Consider the following 16,432-nt stretch of genomic DNA (forward strand, 5'->3'; position numbering starts at 1 on the left):
CGCGATCAGGCTCCGAGCTTGAACCCGAGACCCCCACCCCGCTCGACGTCGTCGAGTCGGCCCTCCCCTGAAGAGGAGGGATATTCTTCACCAGAACACGTCGCGGACCACCTGGACGATCCGGCCGGAGTACTGGTCGATCAGCAGGGCGTCCTCTCCGACCCGGACCCAATCGAAGCCGGGGGGCGCGTAGGGCAGGCCGAAGGTCCAGGGGTCGCCGAGGAAATACTCCGGGCCATACCAGCCGCGCGGCAGGAACTCGCCGAAACTCCAGGTGCGGGCATAGAAGCCGACCGGCGGCCGCCAGGCGTAGCGGTAGCGCTGCGAGCTGAAATAGACCGAGGGATAGCGGCCCCGCTCCCAGCGTTCGTGATCGCCCCGGCGGTCAAAATCGCGATGACCGTCGTCATGACGCCACTCGTTACGGCGGTCGTCGCCGCGCCGGTCCCCATCGCGCCGATCCCAGTCGCGCCGGTCGCCGTCATGCCGATCGCCGTCATGCCGATCGCCGTCGCGGCGGTCGAAATCGTGGCGATCCCAAGTCTGGCGATCACCGGCCTGGCGGGGGTCGTCGCGCCGGCCATCGCCGTGGTGGTCGTTGTCGCCGGTGTGGTCGCGGCGACCGTCGCCGCGGCGCGGATCTCCGCCGACCACCGGGGGCGTGTCGCGGCGCGCATCGCGGCCGCGGTCAGTCAGGGTCTGGCCGCCGGCGTTGGGCGTCCAGGGGCCCGGGCGGCCGACCGAGTCGCCGGGGCCGCGTCCAAGCGGGCCGCCGTCGCCGGCCTGGGCCCGCGGATCCACGGCGCGTGGATCGACCGCGCGGGGCTCCACTGCGCGGGGGGGCACAACGCGGGGGGCCTCGGGCGCACGGGCCGCGGCCGGGGCGACCGGCGCCTCGCGGACCCGCTGGCGACCGCCTTCGCCGTCGCGGTGCGCGCGGTCGTGGTCGTCCGCCCGGGAAGGCTGGTCGTCGCGCTGCGGCCGGTCCGGATCGCCGGGCTCGGCCAGCGCGGGGGCGGCCGAGGCCAGGAACACGACGGCCAGGGCCGTCATCGCCATCTTCATCTTCGTCATCCGTGTTGGACCGCACGCCGGCCCGGTGGTCCCTCAATGTGAACGTGCGCAGGTCGCGGGTGAACCGAGCTTGAACGACGCAGCCGTTTCGACCAAGTCAGGCGAAGCGCCCAGCTTCGGCGAAGCGCCCGATCCGGCGAAAGGGGAGGCCATGGCATGACGGCGACGCCCTTCGACATCCTGGGGTTCTGGACCAACGCCGGGCCCCGCCAGTGGTATGCCAAGAACGCACGCTTCGACGAGGCCATCCGCCTGAAGTTCGAACCCGTCCACCACCGCGCTGCGCAGGGGAATTACGACGCGTGGGCGGGGACGCCGGAGGGGACGCTGGCGCTGCTGATCCTGCTGGACCAGTTCCCGCGCAACCTGTTCCGCAATTCCGCCCACGCCTTCGCCACCGATCCCAAGGCCCGCGCCATCGCGCGCCCGGCCGCCGAGCGCGGCTGGCACCTGCAGGTGGAGCCGCCGATGCGGCAGTTCATGCTGATGCCGTTCGAACACTCCGAGGACCTGGCCGACCAGGATTTCGGCCTGGCGCTGGCCGCCGACCTCGACGATCCCGAGGTGCTGAAGTGGATGAAGATCCACCGCGACATCGTCGTGCGCTTCGGCCGCTTCCCGCACCGCAACGCCGCCCTGGCGCGGGTGACCACGCCGGAGGAGCGGGAATTCCTGGATGAGGGCGGGTTCGGCGGCTAGAGCCTTTCCGGTTCATATGGAATCATTTGAACCGGACAAAAAGGCTCTAAATCAAAAGCTTAGAGCACGACGGGCGCTTGAACCGGTATCCACTTCAAGCTGTCGTGCTCTAGCAGCCCGGCCCTTGACAGTTGCGCAGCAGCTTCTCCGCGGCCTCGTGCTCGGCTGCGGCCTGCTCGGGCGTCCGGCAGACGCGCCTGGGGATAATCGAATCCGTCTGCGTCTCTTCCCGGCAGATCAGCTTGGGCTTCTTCGGCTTGTCCGGGGCCGGGGCCGGAGCCGTGACCGGCGCGACCGTGGCGGTGGTCGCCGGCGGCGCGGCGGCCTGCGCGAGCATAAGCCCCGCGGCGGCGATTGCGATCAGCATGCGAAGCCCCTCCCGATCCCACAGCGCGCCAAGCGTGGCCCGGCGCGCGGATCAGGGCAAGCCTCAGGCGCCCGGCTTGGCCGGCGCGGGGGTGGTCGCGGCTTCCTTGTCGTCGCCGGTTTTCGGCGCGGCTTTGACCGGCACGGTGTGGCACTTCTTCTTCGGCAGGTTCGAGCCGCTCACTTCGATCGTCTCGCAGACCTTGCGCATCTCCGGCGGGGCGGCGGCGGCCGGCTTGGCGTCGACGGTCAGGGGCGCGCCGGACTGGGTGGCTTCAGGGGCGGCGAACAGGGCAAGCGCGGCGACAACAGAAATCAACATCGACATCTCTCGAAGGGGATGGGCAAGCCGCAGTCGATAGGGACGCGGGGTTGAGGCGCAAAGCTTCAATCGCCAAATATGGCTGTGCGCCGCATATTCCGCCCGCAATCGAGGCGAATCCGGCGACGAAAGGCTGTCGAGGCCCCGATCTGGGCGAACATCGATCTCGGTGATAACACGTTCGATGAGTCCACAGGCCGGCGCCAAACTGTGGACGATCACGACGACGTTCACCCAATTGAGGGACGAATCAGGCAGCTTCCGATTCGCATGAACGCGCCCCTCTCCATCGCCAACCGCTACCAGGCCGCGCCGGACCATCCGGAGCGCCAGTACCTGGATCTGCTGGCCGACATCCTGGCGAACGGCGTGCGGCGCGGGGATCGCACCGGCACCGGCACCCTGGGCGTGTTCGGCCGCCAGATGCGGTTCGACCTGGCCAAGGGCTTCCCGCTGCTGACCACCAAGAAGCTGCACCGCAAGTCGATCATCCTTGAGCTGCTGTGGTTCCTGCGCGGCGACACCAACGTGCGCTGGCTGCAGGAGCGCGGGGTCTCGATCTGGAACGAATGGGCCGACGAGGCCGGCGAACTGGGCCCGGTCTACGGCAAGCAGTGGCGCTCATGGTCGGCGCCGGACGGCCGGGTGATCGACCAGATCGCCGCGGTGGTGAAGAGCCTGCAGACCAACCCGGAGAGCCGCCGCCATATCGTCTCGGCCTGGAACCCGGCCGAGGTGGAAGACATGGCCCTGCCGCCCTGCCACTGCCTGTTCCAGTTCTTCGTGGCCGACGGGAAACTGAGCTGCCAGCTCTACCAGCGCTCGGCCGACGTGTTCCTGGGCGTGCCGTTCAACATCGCCAGCTATGCGTTGCTGACGCTGATGGTGGCCAAGGTCACCGGCTATGAGCCCGGCGAGTTCGTCCACACCCTGGGCGACGCCCACCTGTACCTGAACCACCTGGAGCAGGCGGAGCTTCAACTCGGCCGCGAGCCGCTGCCGCTGCCGGTGATGCGGGTGGCCGACAAGACCGACCTGTTCGGCTTCGAGTTCGAGGACTTCAAGCTGGAGGGCTACAGCGCCCACCCGTCGATCGCGGCGCCGATCGCGGTCTAGGGATGCCGGCGCCGCTCACCCTGACGGAAGTGTCCGTGGCGGCGGCCGAGATCTCCGACATCTATGCCGCCAAATACGCCATCGCCCGCGACGACGACTGGTTCCTGCTGAAGCTGCAGGAGGAGCTGGGCGAGCTTTCCCAGGCCCACCTGCGCCTCTCCAGCCGCGGCCGCGGCGCGGCCACCGAGCACGACCGCGCCGACGAGGCCGCCGACGTCCTGTGCATGCTGCTGCTCTACTGCCGCCGCTTCGGCATCGACCCCGACGCCGCCGTGCGGCGCAAGTGGCTGACATGGCTGGAGCCCGCGGTCTGATCTGCTAAGCCGGGGAAATGTCCCAGGTCATCCTCGCCGCCGGCCCCATCGCCCGCGCCCGCAACGGCGTCATCGGCCGGCGGGGGGCCCTCCCCTGGCGGCTGAAATCTGACCTGGCGATCTTCCGCGCCATCACCATGGGCAAGCCGGTGATCATGGGCCGCAAGACCTGGGAGAGCCTGCCGAAGAAGCCGCTGGTCGGGCGCACCAACATCGTGCTCAGCCGCGACGGGTCGTTCGAGCCCCAGGGATGCGTGGTCTGCGAGGAGTTCGCCGAGGCGGTGGCGATCGGCAAGGAGCAGGCCGAGGAGGACGGCGCGCGCGAGGTCTGTGTGATCGGCGGGGCCTCGCTGTTCGAACTGGCGCTGCAGAAGGCCAAACGGCTCTACCTCACCGACGTGGACGCCGAGATCGAGGGCGACGTGGTGCTCCCACCCCTGGACGAGACCCGCTGGACCGAGGTCCGGGCCGAGCGCCACGAAGCCTCCGACGACGACGACTATGCCTTCACCGTGCGAGTGCTGGAACGGCGCTGATCCCCTGCATGGGGCGTCAGGCCGCATCCGCTGGACCTTACTATCCGTCGTCGCGCGGCAGGTCGGCTTCCAGAACCTCGCGCCAGCCGAAGGGTATCGCCTCCGGAAATGCGCTGGCGGGCAGCCGCGTCTCGCGTTCGGCGCGTAGGATTGCCGTCTCATAGGCTTCAGCTAGGATCGTCTCGAGTTCGGGCCTGAGGCTGGGGTTCTGCCGCAGAACCCGCTCGGCTTCCTTGCGCTGCTCGCGGATGGTTAGCTCCCAACTCCGTCCTCGCCGTGCCGGCTGAGCGCGCCACTTCAGGAGATGGACCAGCAGGATGATCAGATGGCTGCGCAACTCACCCCGCTGTTGGTTGCCCAAGCCCTCGACCTCCTCCAGCAGGTTTTCCCAGTCGAGTTCGTTGATGCTGCGGCGCCGAAGTGCGTCGGCCTGGTCCTGCGTCCAGGCGAAATAGTCCTGCTCATAGAGCTTGGTCATGGGCTGGCCTTACGCGGCGACAGGGACCGATAACATCACAAACCCCCCAGCGAGACCACCGCCATGGAATTCGAACTTGTCACCGAAGGCCTGGAATTCCCCGAGGGGCCGATCGCCATGGACGACGGCTCGGTGATCCTCACCGAGATCAAGGGACAGCGGCTGACCCGAGTGAAACCGGACGGGACCAAGGAACTCGTGGTCGACACCGGCGGCGGCCCGAATGGGGCGGCGGTGGGACCGGACAACGCAATCTACATCACCAACAACGGCGGCGCGTTCGAGTGGCTGGACACCGGCGGCCTGACCATCCCCGGCCCGACGCCGCCGTCGCACACGGGCGGCTACATCCAGCGCTTCGACCTGAAGACCCACGCGCTGACCACGGTCTACGACGCCTGCGACGGCCGCCGGCTGATCGGGCCCAACGACATCGTCTTCGACAAGGCCGGCGGCATGTGGTTCTCCGACCATGGCTGCTCGACACCCGAGGGCCGCAAGTTCGGCGCGGTCTACTATGCCAAGACCGACGGCAGCCATATCAGCCGCCAGCGCGACCACCTGATCTCCCCCAACGGCATCGGCCTGTCGCCGGACGAGACGACCGTCTACCTGGCCGACACCCAGCTGGCGCGGCTGTGGGCGTTCGACGTGGCGGGCGTGGGCGTGCTGGCCCCGCCGGCCGGGTTTGCACCGGGCCGCATCGTGGCCAACCTGCCGGACTTTTGCTTCCTCGACAGCCTGGCGGTGGAGGCCGGCGGCAAGGTCTGTGTCGCCACCATCATCAACGGCGGCATCACCGCCTTCGACCCCTCGGGAACCACCGAGCACTTCGCGGTGCCGGACCTGGTTGTGACCAACATCGTGTTCGGCGGCGCGGACATGCGGACGGCCTGGATCACCGCCTCGGCTACGGGCAAGCTCTACAAGTGCCGGTGGCCGAGGCCGGGGCTGAAGCTGAACTTCAACGCGTGAGCCTTTCCCTCCCCTTCATGGGAGGGACAGACTGCGAAGCAGTCCGGGTGGGGAAGTCACGACCGGGCTCCGAGCTTGAACCCGGGCTCCCCACCCTGCTTGCCTCCGGCAAGCTGGCCCTCCCCATGAAGGGGAGGGAAAGGAAATCAGTACAGCTTCGCCATCGCACTCCGGTCGAAGGCCGAAAGCTCGTGGTGGCGGCCTTCGCGGATCTTCACGACCCACTCGGGGTCCTGCAGCAGGGCGCGGCCGACGGCGACCAGGTCGAAGTCGCCGCGGTCCAGCATCGCCTCCAGGCGGTCCAGCGAGGCCGGCTCGGACTTTTCCCCGGCATAGCCCGCGATGAAGTCGCCGGTCAGGCCCACCGAGCCCACGGTGATGGTCGGCACGCCGGTGACCTTCTTGGCCCAGCCGGCGAAGTTGAGGTCGCTGCCTTCGAACTCCGGCTCCCAGAACCGGCGCTGCGAGCAGTGGATGACGTCGGCGCCGGCCTCGACCAGGGCGCCCAGCCAGGCCTCGAGCGCCTTGGGATCGTGGGCCAGCTTGACGTTGAAGTCCTGCTGCTTCCACTGGCTGACCCGGATGATCACGGGATAGTCGGGCCCCACAGCCTTGCGTACCGCGCGCAGGATGTCGGCAGCGAAGCGGGCGCGGCCCGGCAGTTCCTTCGAGCCATAGGCGTCCTCGCGGACATTGGTGCCGTCCCAGAAGAACTGGTCGATCAGGTAGCCGTGGGCGCCGTGCAGCTCGATGGCGTCGAAGCCCAGCGCCTTGGCGGCCGCCGCGCCGTCGGCGAAGGCGCGGATGGCGTCGGCGACCTCCGCCTCGGTCATTGGCGCGCCGAACAGCTTGTCCGGGCTCGAATAGCCGGAGGGGCTGTCGTAGGGGCCGGGCGGGGTCCAGGTCTCGCTGCGGCTGCGCACGGCGCCGACATGCCAGAGCTGGGGTGCGATCAGCCCGCCGCCGGCATGGACCTCATCGACCACCTTCTTCCAGGCCGCCAGCTCGGCCTCGCCGTGGAAGCGCGGGATGTTGGGATCGTTCAGCGACGCCGGGCGGTCGACCCCCGTCCCCTCGGTGAGGATCAGGCCCACCTGGCCCTCGCCGCGCCGGCGGTAATAGGCCGCCACCTCGTCGGTGGGCACGCCGCCCGGCGAGAACGAGCGGGTCATCGGCGCCATGACGATCCGGTTGGGGAGCTTGAGCCCCTTGAGGTCGAAGGGCGTGAAGAGGACGTCGGAGGCCATGCGCAGTTCCCGTGTTGCTGATAGCGCAACATCGGGGCGTCCGGCCCGGCTCGCCAGCTCAGAAATTCTGATCGGTCCGTCAGCCGCCCAGCAGCGCCCCGAGCCGCGCCAGGCTCTCCGCCGGCCAGAGCCGATCCATGTCGTAGTAGACCTCCACCGCCGGCACGCCCTCTGGAAGAACAACCCATGGTAGTTTCGTGCGCGTGAAGATGTGCACATCGGGCGGCAGGGCGTTGCGGTCGTCCAGGGTGGCGGCGCGCAGGAAACTCAGCACCCGGCGCCGTCCGTAGTCGGACCACAGCGCCGTGCCACAGGCCGTGCAGCGGTAGACGTCATGCGGCCGGCCGCTGTCGGTGGGCGTCGCCGAGACTGCGGTCTCGCCGGACAGCACCTCGATGCGATCCGTCTCGATGATCGCATTGATCGCGAAGGCGCTGCCGACCTGCCGCTGGCAGTCCTGGCAGTGGCAGCAGTTGACGAACATCGGACCGGAGCTGAGGCGATAGCGCACCGCCCCGCACGCACAGCCGCCTTCGAGGTTCTTCATGCCGTCCTCCCTAAGAAGACACTAGACAAACCGTGAACAGACACACCCGTCAAGCGAGTAGAGAAGTTGACGCGGGCGTCATCTTTGTTGACAGACCTCCCGTGCCGGGGCATCGTCCGCGATGGAGACGTGCGGGCGCTGACGACCCGCTGTCCAGGAGGATCAGCCATGGACGATGGCGCCATCGACCTGAAGCGCGCGGCCCGCGACGCGGCCTATGCCATGCCGCTGGCGGACATCGATCCGGCCAGCGCCGAACTGTTCCGCACCGACACCATGTGGCCCTACTTCGAGCGCCTGCGGAAGGAAGACCCGGTGCACTGGTCATTCTCGCCGGAGAAGGACGTCGGCGGCTACTGGTCGGTCACCAAGTACAACGACATCATGGCGGTCGACACCGACCACCTGCGCTTTTCCTCCGAGCCGACCATCGTCCTGCCCGACCCGGCCGAAGACTTCACGTTGCCGATGTTCATCGCCATGGACCAGCCCAAGCACGACGTGCAGCGCAAGACCGTCAGCCCGGTGGTCTCGCCGGCCAGCCTGATGCGCATGGAGCCGATCATCCGCGAGCGGGCCGGGGCGATCCTCGACAGCCTGCCGATCGGCGAACCGTTCGACTGGGTGGACAAGGTCTCCATCGAACTGACCACCATGACCCTGGCGACCCTGTTCGACTTCCCCTGGGAGGATCGCCGCAAACTGACCCGCTGGTCGGACGTGGCCACGGCGGCGCCCGACAGCGGCATCTTCGAGTCCACCGATCCGGACCTCGCCGAACAGCAGCGGCGCCAGGAACTGTTCGAGTGCGTCGACTATTTCATGCGGCTCTGGAACGAGCGGGTGAACGCCCCGCCGCAGCCCGACCTGATCTCGATGCTGGCGCATGGCGAGTCCACGCGGAACATGGACCGCATGGAGTACCTGGGGAACCTGATCCTGCTGATCGTCGGCGGCAATGACACGACGCGCAACAGCATCACGGGGTCGATCCTGGCGCTCAGCCAGAACCCCGACCAGGAGAAGCTCCTGCGCGCCGACCACAGCCTGATCCCGGCCATGGTGTCGGAGACCATCCGCTGGCAGACGCCGCTGGCCTACATGCGCCGCACGGCGCTGGTTGACGTGGAGCTGGGCGGCAAGACCATCAAGGCCGGCGACAAGGTGGCCATGTGGTACGTCTCGGGCAACCGCGACGAGGAGGTCATCGAGCGGCCGAACGACTATTGGATCCAGCGCCCGCGGGTGCGCCAGCACCTGTCGTTCGGGTTCGGCATCCACCGCTGCGTTGGCAACCGCCTGGCCGAGCTGCAGCTGAAGATCATCTGGGAGGAAATCCTCGCGCGCTTCCCGAAGATCGATGTCATGGGGCCGCCGCGCCGCGTGCCGTCGCCGTTCGTGAAGGGCTATGAGTACCTGCCGGTGATCATCCCCACCCGAAGCTGAGCCGCGGGGGCCGATTGACGCTGAGCGCGGGCTGCGCTTCCCTCCGAGCGCCCAGCCTGGGCGCAAGGAGACGCCTATGACCCACGCAATGCTTCGGCTTGTCCCGCTCGCTCTCGCCGCCTTCGGTTTCTGCGCCGGCCCGGCCGCCGCCCAGGAGGTGAAGCTCTCGGCCCACCTGACCGGCGCCGCCGAGAAGCCGGCCGGCGATCCCAAGGGCATGGGCCACGCCACCGTGCGGGTCGACGCCGCCAAGTCGCAGGTCTGCTACGACCTGATGGTCGAGGGCCTGACCGGCACCATGGCCCACATCCACAAGGCCGCGCCCGACGCATCCGGCCCGGTCGCCGTGCCGCTGGCCGCCCCGGACGCCGCCGGCAAGAGTTCGGGATGCGCGACGGTCGACCCCGCCGTGGCCAAGGACATCGCCACCAATCCGGGCGGCTATTACGTCAACGTCCACAGCGCCGACTTCAAGGCCGGCGCCATCCGCGGCCAACTCGGCAAGTAGCCAGAGAACCTAGGGCGTCTTCGCCTTCGCGGGCGCGGGCGCTCTGGGCGTGGGTTTGGTGACAGGTCTGGCCGCCGTCGATGGGGCCTTGGGCGGCGGCAGGGCCGCGGGGGGCGCCGCAAGCGGCGGCGGATCCCAGGACGCCATCAGGCCGATGACCACCTTGGCGACGGTGTCGGCGGCCACGACCGAGCCGCCGCCCACCCCTTCGCACACCACCCTGTAGGCGGCGTAGGTGTCGCCGGCCTCCTCGGCCGGGCCCCATTCGGGATTGGGGTTCACCTTGCTGACCAGGGTGGCGCCGGAGCGCGAGAAGGCGGTGAACTCGCGCCAGCGGGTGCGGGTCTGCTGGCAATCGTATTCGGTGAGAGTGCGGACATAGCCGGGCTGCGGCGGGTTCCCGCTGAGGATGTTGCGCTGGACGCGGACCGCCCAGGCCTTGCGGAAGGCCGTGTCGGGGATCGCCTCGATGCCCTGGGCGTCCATCACCGTCCAGGAGTCGGCGCCGGACTGCACGACATAGAAGGTGCGCGCCAGCGCCGGCGCGGCCGCCAGCGCCAGTCCGGCCGCCACCGCCGCGATCCTGCCTGCTTGAGAGCGCCTGTCCACGCCGCAAGCTTAGACCGCAACCAAGATGAATACATAGTGACCCGACGCCAAACGCCGCCGCCGGACCGGCGCGGTCGTCTCGAAGGTCCGGCTTCATGAAACGGTCCGCGACGTTTCCGCCGAAGAGGACGCCAGCGTCAAAGCCCGGCGTTCGCCGGTCCGGACTTCAGGTATCCCTCCAGCAATCCGGCGAGCAGCTGATTGGGGAATTTTCGGTTCTGGACGATGGCGAAGAAGCTTTCTGTGAGCTCGGCGATGCGGCAATGCTCAACCAGCACCCCGGAATCCAACTCGTCGCGTACGACGATCTGCGGCACCAGCGTGACGCCCGCACGCTCCCGCGCGAACAGGCGCAGCATGGCCATGTCGTCGACCTCGGCCAGGATGATCGGCCGAACGCCCGCAAGATCCAGCAAGCGATCGAACGCAACCCGGATGTCGCTGTCCAAGCTCGGCAGCAGCACGGGCTCGACGCGCAGATCCTCTGGAAAACAAAACGCAGGTCTTTCGGGCCTGGGTCGACCGACGAGGCTCACGGGTTGCTGGTTGAGCAGGTGATTGCGGAACGGCGCGCGGGCGTCGCGTTGGGCGGCGCTGTTGGCGAGCACCACATCGATGGCGTGGGCCTCAAGTTGAGCGAGCAGGTCGCGCATCGTGCCGGAGCGTACGATCAGTTCCACATCGGTGCGAACGACAAGAGGCCGCAGGAATTCAAGCTGGAAATTGCGTGACAGGGTCGTCAGCGCCCCGACCCGCAGCACTTGGCGGCTCGCTACAGGCCGGCCTTCCAGCGTGCTCATCAACTCATCGCCGGCCTTGAAGACCGTATCCGCGTAGTCCAGTGAGATCCGGCCGGCCTCGGTCAGGACCAGCCGCCTGCCGACCCGGTCGAACAGCGGATGGCCCATCTGGTGTTCGAGCTTCTGGATCTGCACCGACAGCGCCGACTGCGAGAGATTCAACCGCTCAGCCGCGCGGGTGAGACTGCCCTCATGCGCGACCGCCCAGAAATAGCGAAGGTGGTTGAAGTTCAGGCTCTTCATGTCGTTCTATAAAACAGAACGAAATCGCTCTAACAATGAATGTTCTCAAGCCGACCGCGGCGGATATCTTTGCTAAAGACCTGCGCGCTGATTTGAAGGGAGCCTATGCCAACCACTCCCTTGCCTGCCGGTGCGCCCCTACCCTCAAACCATCCTGATCGCCCCGCTCTGGCGGACGAGGTTCATGCCCGGCCGCCGGAAGCGATCCAGACCCCGGCGTGGGTGACCTATGTCGCGCTGACGGTTTCGCCGGATCGGCGACCCGATGAGTTGGCCCGCATATCCGACCTGTGTCGGAGATTTGGCGCCATCGCGCCGACCCGCCAGCTCCGCCTCAACCTCCGCCGCCAGGGTCGTCAGCTGCTGCAGCAGCGCCTCCTCGGTGAAGCTCTGCCCCGTGATGTCGTTGGTCGAGCTTCGGGAACAGAGTATTTCGGGGGTGCAGACGATCGAGGAATTCATGGACCGCCGGTTCACCCCCGCGGTCTCGACCTGCGCCAGTGTCTCACAGCGACTGCGGGAGATATCGGAGCGCGTGTCACAGGCCAGCTCGCTGCTGTCAACGCGGGTGGGTATCGCAAGCGAAAAACAGAATCAGTTATTGCTGGCCTCCATGGAGCGTCGAGCTGGACTGCAACTAAGACTCCAGCAGATCGTGGAGCTGGTCTCGATTGTCCCGGTCATCTATTACATGACCGGTATTGTTGGGTATCTGGTCCGAGCTCTGAATAGTATCGGATCCTCTATCAGCGTTGAGCTTGCGGAGGGCGTGGCTTTGCCGATTATTGCCAGTCTCGGTATCGTGCTGGCCCGTCTGGCGCATCGCCGGGCCTTAAGCGATATGGCCGCAAGCAAGGCCAAGTAGTCCGCCAACCGCAAATCTTGTGACGGCTCGCTTCGGCCGTCGCCTGGCCGTCGGACCGCGCTGCGGCGTGCCGCACGCGTGAGCCCGCGGACTTCGCGAAGATGTGCAAGCTCACGCCGTTCGCATGGTTCTATGAAAAAGAACGAATTCTCCGAAACAATGAATTTTCCGCGACCATCGCCTGCGGCTAGGTCGTGTCCCGAACCGCATGGCGGGTTGAGGAGACCAGTCTTGTCCATCGATCTATTGCCGCTCCTGGCGCCGATCGCGCTTGTGCTCAGCGCGATCGTCGGCTTCGCAGGCCGCGGGCGCCGCCCCCGGATCGCACTGCGCGTGGCCGAAGGCGCGGCGCTGGCCGTCATGGCGATCGCCATCACCTCGGCGCTGTTGCTCATCCTGCACGGACCGGCGGACAGCCGCCTGGCCGGACTGAGCGGCGTGGGGTTTTCCGTCCGGCTCGACGCGCTCAGCGTCGCGATGAACCTCCTGGTCTCGTTCATCGGCTGGGTCGTGGTCCGCTATGCCGGGACCTATCTGGACGGTGAGGCACGGCAGGGCGCGTTCACCGGCTGGCTCTGCATGACCCTGGCGTCGGTGCTTCTCATGGTGGTTGCGGGCAACCTGGCGCAGCTCGTTCTGGCGTGGATCGCCACCAGCCTTTGCCTGCACAGGCTCCTGCTGTTCTATCCGGACCGCGTGGCTGCGCAACGCGCCGCGCGCAAGAAATTCATCACCGCGCGGCTGGCCGACGTCGCGCTGATCGTCGCCGCCGTGATGCTGACGGTCGCCTATGGCAGCACGGATATCGCGGCGATCCTGAGCGCCGCCCGCCACGGAACCGGCGGCGGCCTGGCCATGGTGGCCGCCGGCCTGCTTGGGCTGGCGGCGCTTCTAAAGTCTGCGCAGTTTCCGACGCACGGCTGGCTGACCGAGGTGATGGAAGCGCCCACGCCGGTCTCGGCGCTGCTGCATGCCGGTGTCATCAACGCCGGTGGCTTCCTGCTGATCCGCTTTGCGGACGTCATGCTGCTGGCCCCGGGGGTCCTGGCGGTCCTCGTGCTGACCGGCGGCTTGACCGCCCTGTTTGGCGGGTTGGTCATGCTGACCCAGCCGGCGGTGAAGACCTCGCTGGCCTGGTCCACCGTCGCCCAGATGGGCTTCATGATCCTGGAGTGCGGACTGGGACTGTTCCCGTTGGCGCTGCTCCATATCGTCGCCCATTCGCTCTACAAGGCGCATGCGTTCCTGGCCTCCGGGTCCGCGGTCGAGACCATCGCCGCGAACCGCCGCCCCGGCCCGGTGGCCATCCCCAAGGCGGGCGCCGTCATGCGCGCCTTCCTGCTGGCGCTGGCGATCTATGCGGTTGTCGGGCTCGGTTTCGGTTTCCAGCACAAGTCGCCCCAGGCCATCGCGCTGGGCGCCATCCTGATCTTCGGCGTCGCCTATATGCTGGCGCAAGGCCTGGCGGATGCGGCGCCCAGGGCCCTGACCCGGCGCACCGTCGTCTACGCGGTCGCGACGTCGCTCGGCTACTTCGCCCTGCAGGCGCTCGCCGTGTGGCTGACCGCCGGGCTGCTGCCGCCGGCGCCGCCGCCAGGTCCGTTGCAATGGGCGCTGATCGTGCTGGCGGTCACGAGCTTCGGCCTCGTGGCCGTGGTCCAGGCCATGTTCCCGCTGTGGGCCTATCACCCGGCCGCCGCGGGGCTACGGGTGCATCTCTCCAACGGCTTCTACGCCAATGCGGTGTTCGACCGGCTGCTCGGCGGCTGGCGCCTGCGCAACCCAGCCTGACCGGCCCGGAGAACGGATCATGACCACCCCAAAGGCTCCGTGCGCGGGCGCCACCGTGCATCTTGAGGTCGCCGCCGATCGCGCCGCCAGGTCGGTCCCTCCGGCCTGGCCGCTGGCGTCCAGCGTCGCGGTCAACCCGTTCCTGGGCCAAGCCCATGAAGGCCTGGCGCAGGTCGCCGCGCGCCTGGAACGGGTGGCGGGCGTGTCCGTCACCATGCCGCGAGCCTGGCGCCAGGCGCGGATCGACAGCGGCGCGATCACCGACGACGACCTGTCGGAGGCCTTGGCCTGCGCCCCGATCGCCCTTCGCCCGGCGGATGTGGCCGCGCTGAAGTCCGCGGCGCTGGTCGCGCGGCCTGACGCCAAGGCGACGCCGACCGTCGCCGACCTTGCCGCGGAGGCCTCCGGAATCGACTGGCCGGGCCTGATCGCCGAGCGCTTCGGGGGCTGGGCGGCGGGCTACTTCGACGAGGGACAGGCGCTCTGGGTCCCGCCGCGCGGCGCGAGCGCCTATGGCGCCTGGCGCGCTGTCTCGACGCATGATCTGACGCCCGAGATCGCAGGCCTCGCCGGCTTCGCGACCTTCGTTTCGGAGGCGCCGGAGGCTGCGCGCGACGCGCTCGCGAGCGCGGTGTCGCGCCTGTCGCTCCCGCCGGAGACGCTTGAAACCTATTTCCACCAGCTCCTGATGACGCTCGGCGGCTGGGCGCAATTCGCCCGCTATCGGCTCTGGCAAGCCGACCTGTCGGGAGGCGCGGACGCGACCCTCACCGACTTCCTGGCGATCCGGCTGATTTGGGAAGCAGCCCTGTTCGAAAGGTATGCGGACCGGATCGGGGCCCGGTGGCGGACGGTGGTGGCCCTGCATGCCTCGCCGGTCGCGCCGAGCGCCGATCACGCGGTGGACGCCATCCTGCAGGAGGCGGCGGAGCGCGCCGCGCAACGGGCGCTGGCCGAAACCCTCGCGGCGCCACAGACGATCGCGACGCGCACCCGCCCGGCGCTGCAGGCCGCCTTCTGTATCGACGTGCGCTCGGAAGTGTTCCGGCGGGCGCTGGAGTCCGTGCATCCGGATATCCGGACGCTCGGATTCGCGGGCTTCTTCGGGCTGGGGACGTCGCACAAGCGATTTGCCTCCGACCTGCCTGAACATCGGCTGCCCGTGCTCCTGAACCCAGGCCTGGCCACCTGCTCGGGCGGGCCGGCCGTCGCCGCGGCGGATCGGTCGGCGCGCGTCAAGGCGCGCGCCAAGCGCGCCTGGGGCCGCTTCAAGGTGGCCGCCGTGTCGTCCTTCGCCTTCGTCGAGGCAACGGGACCGGTACATGCGGTGAGTCTGTTGCGCTCGGCCTTGGGCCTCGATGGCGTAGCGCCGCCCAACGATCCCGCGCCCCGCCTGGATCCCGCACTCGACCTCGACACGCGGACCCGGGCGGCCGAAACCGTCTTGCGGGCCATGTCCCTGACCTGCGACTTCGCGCGGCTCGTGCTCCTGGTCGGGCACGGGGCAAATGTGGTCAACAATCCCCATGCCAGCGCGCTGCATTGCGGCGCGTGCGGCGGCTATTCCGGCGAGGTCAATGCGCGGCTGCTGGCCGGGCTGCTGAACGATCGGGAGGTGCGCGACGGCCTGGTTTCCCGCGGCCTGGCAATTCCGGACGACACCCTGTTCCTCGCTGCGTTGCACGACACGACCACGGACGCGGTGACGCTCTACGCGGCCGATCGCTTGTCTCCTGCGCATGACCCGGATGTGCGCCAGGCGAAGGTGTGGGCTGAAGCCGCGGGCGCCATCGCAAGGGCGGAACGGGCCTTGCGGCTGCCCGGCGCCGCGGGCGAACGGAGCCTCGCTCGGCGCAGCCGGGACTGGTCCGAGATCCGGCCGGAATGGGGGCTTGCGGGCTGCCAGGCGTTCATCGCGGCGCCCCGGCGCCGCACGGCCGGCAAATCCCTCGAAGGCCGCGCCTTCCTGCATGACTACGACTGGACGCTCGACCGGGACTTCAGCGTGCTGGAGTTGATCCTGACCGCGCCGGTGGTCGTGGCGAGCTGGATCAGCCTGCAGTACTACGGGTCCACCGTCGCCCCGCAGGTGTTCGGCGGCGGCAACAAGCTGCTGCACAACGTCACCGGCGGGATCGGCGTCGTCGAAGGCAACGGCGGCCCGATACGCGCGGGCCTTCCCTGGCAGTCGGTCCATGACGGCGAGCGCTACGTCCACGACCCGCTTCGGCTGTCAGTCTGCATCGAGGCGCCGCGCGAAGCGATGACCGAGGTGCTGCGGCGGCATCGGGACGTTCGCGCGCTGTTCGAGAAGCGCTGGCTGCACCTGTTGGCGCTCGATGAGAGCGGTCGGATGGCCTGGCGCTACGCCGGCGACCTTCAATGGACCGCGATGAGGACCGTCAGCGGCCCGCCTGGCGATCCCTGCGCAGGCTCCGAGGTGGGGACCGCCGACACCGAACCGTCGGCCGAGGGCGGCGGCCACTGACTCGGTGA

Annotated in this window: 18 protein-coding genes and 1 pseudogene; 11 read left to right on the plus strand and 8 right to left on the minus strand. The window is 68.5% G+C overall.

Going from position 1 to position 16,432, the window contains the following annotated elements:
• Positions 1–87 precede the first annotated feature (87 nt).
• A complete protein-coding gene (locus tag Q0R13_RS16685; RefSeq protein WP_293905980.1) occupies positions 88–1,065 on the minus strand; it encodes an RcnB family protein in 978 nt (325 codons plus the stop codon).
• A gap of 165 nt (positions 1,066–1,230) precedes the next feature.
• Between Q0R13_RS16685 and Q0R13_RS16690 the strand changes: the two genes are divergently transcribed.
• Positions 1,231–1,773: a DUF924 family protein gene (locus tag Q0R13_RS16690; protein ID WP_293905982.1), complete on the plus strand. Its 543-nt coding sequence runs from the start codon at positions 1,231–1,233 to the stop codon at positions 1,771–1,773.
• 109 nt (positions 1,774–1,882) lie between these two features.
• Here Q0R13_RS16690 and Q0R13_RS16695 read toward each other — a convergent pair whose 3' ends face one another.
• Complete coding sequence (locus Q0R13_RS16695) at positions 1,883–2,140, minus strand: hypothetical protein (protein WP_293905984.1); 258 nt, start codon at positions 2,138–2,140, stop codon at positions 1,883–1,885.
• A gap of 63 nt (positions 2,141–2,203) precedes the next feature.
• Positions 2,204–2,695, minus strand: a complete 492-nt coding sequence (locus Q0R13_RS16700; RefSeq protein WP_293905986.1) for a hypothetical protein — start codon at positions 2,693–2,695, stop codon at positions 2,204–2,206.
• A 36-nt stretch (positions 2,696–2,731) separates the two neighbouring features.
• Here Q0R13_RS16700 and Q0R13_RS16705 point away from each other — a divergent pair, with 36 nt between their 5' ends.
• From Q0R13_RS16705 to Q0R13_RS16715, 3 genes are read left to right on the plus strand one after another with little or no spacing between them, the layout of a single operon-like run.
• Entirely contained in the window at positions 2,732–3,577 is an 846-nt protein-coding gene (locus Q0R13_RS16705; protein ID WP_293905989.1) for a thymidylate synthase, read from the plus strand.
• A gap of 2 nt (positions 3,578–3,579) precedes the next feature.
• Entirely contained in the window at positions 3,580–3,891 is a 312-nt protein-coding gene (locus Q0R13_RS16710) for a phosphoribosyl-ATP pyrophosphohydrolase (RefSeq protein WP_293905991.1), read from the plus strand.
• A gap of 17 nt (positions 3,892–3,908) precedes the next feature.
• Positions 3,909–4,427 (plus strand): dihydrofolate reductase, encoded by a 519-nt coding sequence (locus tag Q0R13_RS16715; RefSeq protein ID WP_293905993.1) that lies wholly within the window; start codon positions 3,909–3,911, stop codon positions 4,425–4,427.
• Between the two features lie 40 nt (positions 4,428–4,467).
• Here the strand turns inward: Q0R13_RS16715 and Q0R13_RS16720 are convergent, their stop codons facing one another.
• The gene (locus Q0R13_RS16720; protein WP_293905995.1) at positions 4,468–4,905 is read right to left on the minus strand and encodes a DUF29 domain-containing protein; all 438 of its coding nucleotides are present in this window, start codon (positions 4,903–4,905) and stop codon (positions 4,468–4,470) included.
• Positions 4,906–4,968: 63 nt separating this feature from the next.
• Here Q0R13_RS16720 and Q0R13_RS16725 point away from each other — a divergent pair, with 63 nt between their 5' ends.
• The gene (locus tag Q0R13_RS16725) at positions 4,969–5,880 is read left to right on the plus strand and encodes an SMP-30/gluconolactonase/LRE family protein (protein ID WP_293905997.1); all 912 of its coding nucleotides are present in this window, start codon (positions 4,969–4,971) and stop codon (positions 5,878–5,880) included.
• Between the two features lie 146 nt (positions 5,881–6,026).
• Here the strand turns inward: Q0R13_RS16725 and Q0R13_RS16730 are convergent, their stop codons facing one another.
• Positions 6,027–7,127: an NADH:flavin oxidoreductase gene (locus Q0R13_RS16730; RefSeq protein ID WP_293905999.1), complete on the minus strand. Its 1,101-nt coding sequence runs from the start codon at positions 7,125–7,127 to the stop codon at positions 6,027–6,029.
• A gap of 79 nt (positions 7,128–7,206) precedes the next feature.
• Positions 7,207–7,674, minus strand: a complete 468-nt coding sequence (locus tag Q0R13_RS16735) for a GFA family protein (protein WP_293906001.1) — start codon at positions 7,672–7,674, stop codon at positions 7,207–7,209.
• Between the two features lie 168 nt (positions 7,675–7,842).
• Between Q0R13_RS16735 and Q0R13_RS16740 the strand changes: the two genes are divergently transcribed.
• Both Q0R13_RS16740 and Q0R13_RS16745 read left to right on the plus strand, forming a co-directional pair.
• The gene (locus tag Q0R13_RS16740; protein WP_293906003.1) at positions 7,843–9,120 is read left to right on the plus strand and encodes a cytochrome P450; all 1,278 of its coding nucleotides are present in this window, start codon (positions 7,843–7,845) and stop codon (positions 9,118–9,120) included.
• 88 nt (positions 9,121–9,208) lie between these two features.
• Complete coding sequence (locus tag Q0R13_RS16745; RefSeq protein WP_293906005.1) at positions 9,209–9,628, plus strand: CHRD domain-containing protein; 420 nt, start codon at positions 9,209–9,211, stop codon at positions 9,626–9,628.
• A gap of 9 nt (positions 9,629–9,637) precedes the next feature.
• On the opposite strand, the gene Q0R13_RS16750 is transcribed toward Q0R13_RS16745, so the two are convergent.
• Both Q0R13_RS16750 and Q0R13_RS16755 read right to left on the minus strand, forming a co-directional pair.
• On the minus strand, positions 9,638–10,201 hold the full coding sequence (locus Q0R13_RS16750) for a surface-adhesin E family protein (protein WP_293906007.1): 564 nt from the start codon (positions 10,199–10,201) through the stop codon (positions 9,638–9,640).
• A 173-nt stretch (positions 10,202–10,374) separates the two neighbouring features.
• Positions 10,375–11,280 (minus strand): LysR family transcriptional regulator, encoded by a 906-nt coding sequence (locus Q0R13_RS16755; RefSeq protein ID WP_293906009.1) that lies wholly within the window; start codon positions 11,278–11,280, stop codon positions 10,375–10,377.
• Between the two features lie 105 nt (positions 11,281–11,385).
• On the opposite strand from Q0R13_RS16755, the pseudogene Q0R13_RS22655 reads away from it, so the two are divergent.
• The 4 genes and pseudogenes from Q0R13_RS22655 to Q0R13_RS16775 all read left to right on the plus strand — a co-directional run.
• Positions 11,386–11,553 (plus strand): annotated as a pseudogene (locus Q0R13_RS22655) (DUF3422 family protein); the annotation flags it as partial.
• 166 nt (positions 11,554–11,719) lie between these two features.
• Positions 11,720–12,145, plus strand: coding sequence for a DUF3422 family protein (locus Q0R13_RS16765; protein ID WP_293906013.1), 426 nt, complete (start codon positions 11,720–11,722; stop codon positions 12,143–12,145).
• A gap of 231 nt (positions 12,146–12,376) precedes the next feature.
• Complete coding sequence (locus Q0R13_RS16770) at positions 12,377–13,936, plus strand: NADH-quinone oxidoreductase subunit L (RefSeq protein WP_293906015.1); 1,560 nt, start codon at positions 12,377–12,379, stop codon at positions 13,934–13,936.
• A gap of 19 nt (positions 13,937–13,955) precedes the next feature.
• Positions 13,956–16,424: a YbcC family protein gene (locus Q0R13_RS16775; RefSeq protein WP_293906017.1), complete on the plus strand. Its 2,469-nt coding sequence runs from the start codon at positions 13,956–13,958 to the stop codon at positions 16,422–16,424.
• Positions 16,425–16,432 lie beyond the last annotated feature (8 nt).

This window comes from Phenylobacterium sp., assembly GCF_025351295.1.
Classification (GTDB): Bacteria; Pseudomonadota; Alphaproteobacteria; order Caulobacterales; family Caulobacteraceae; genus Phenylobacterium.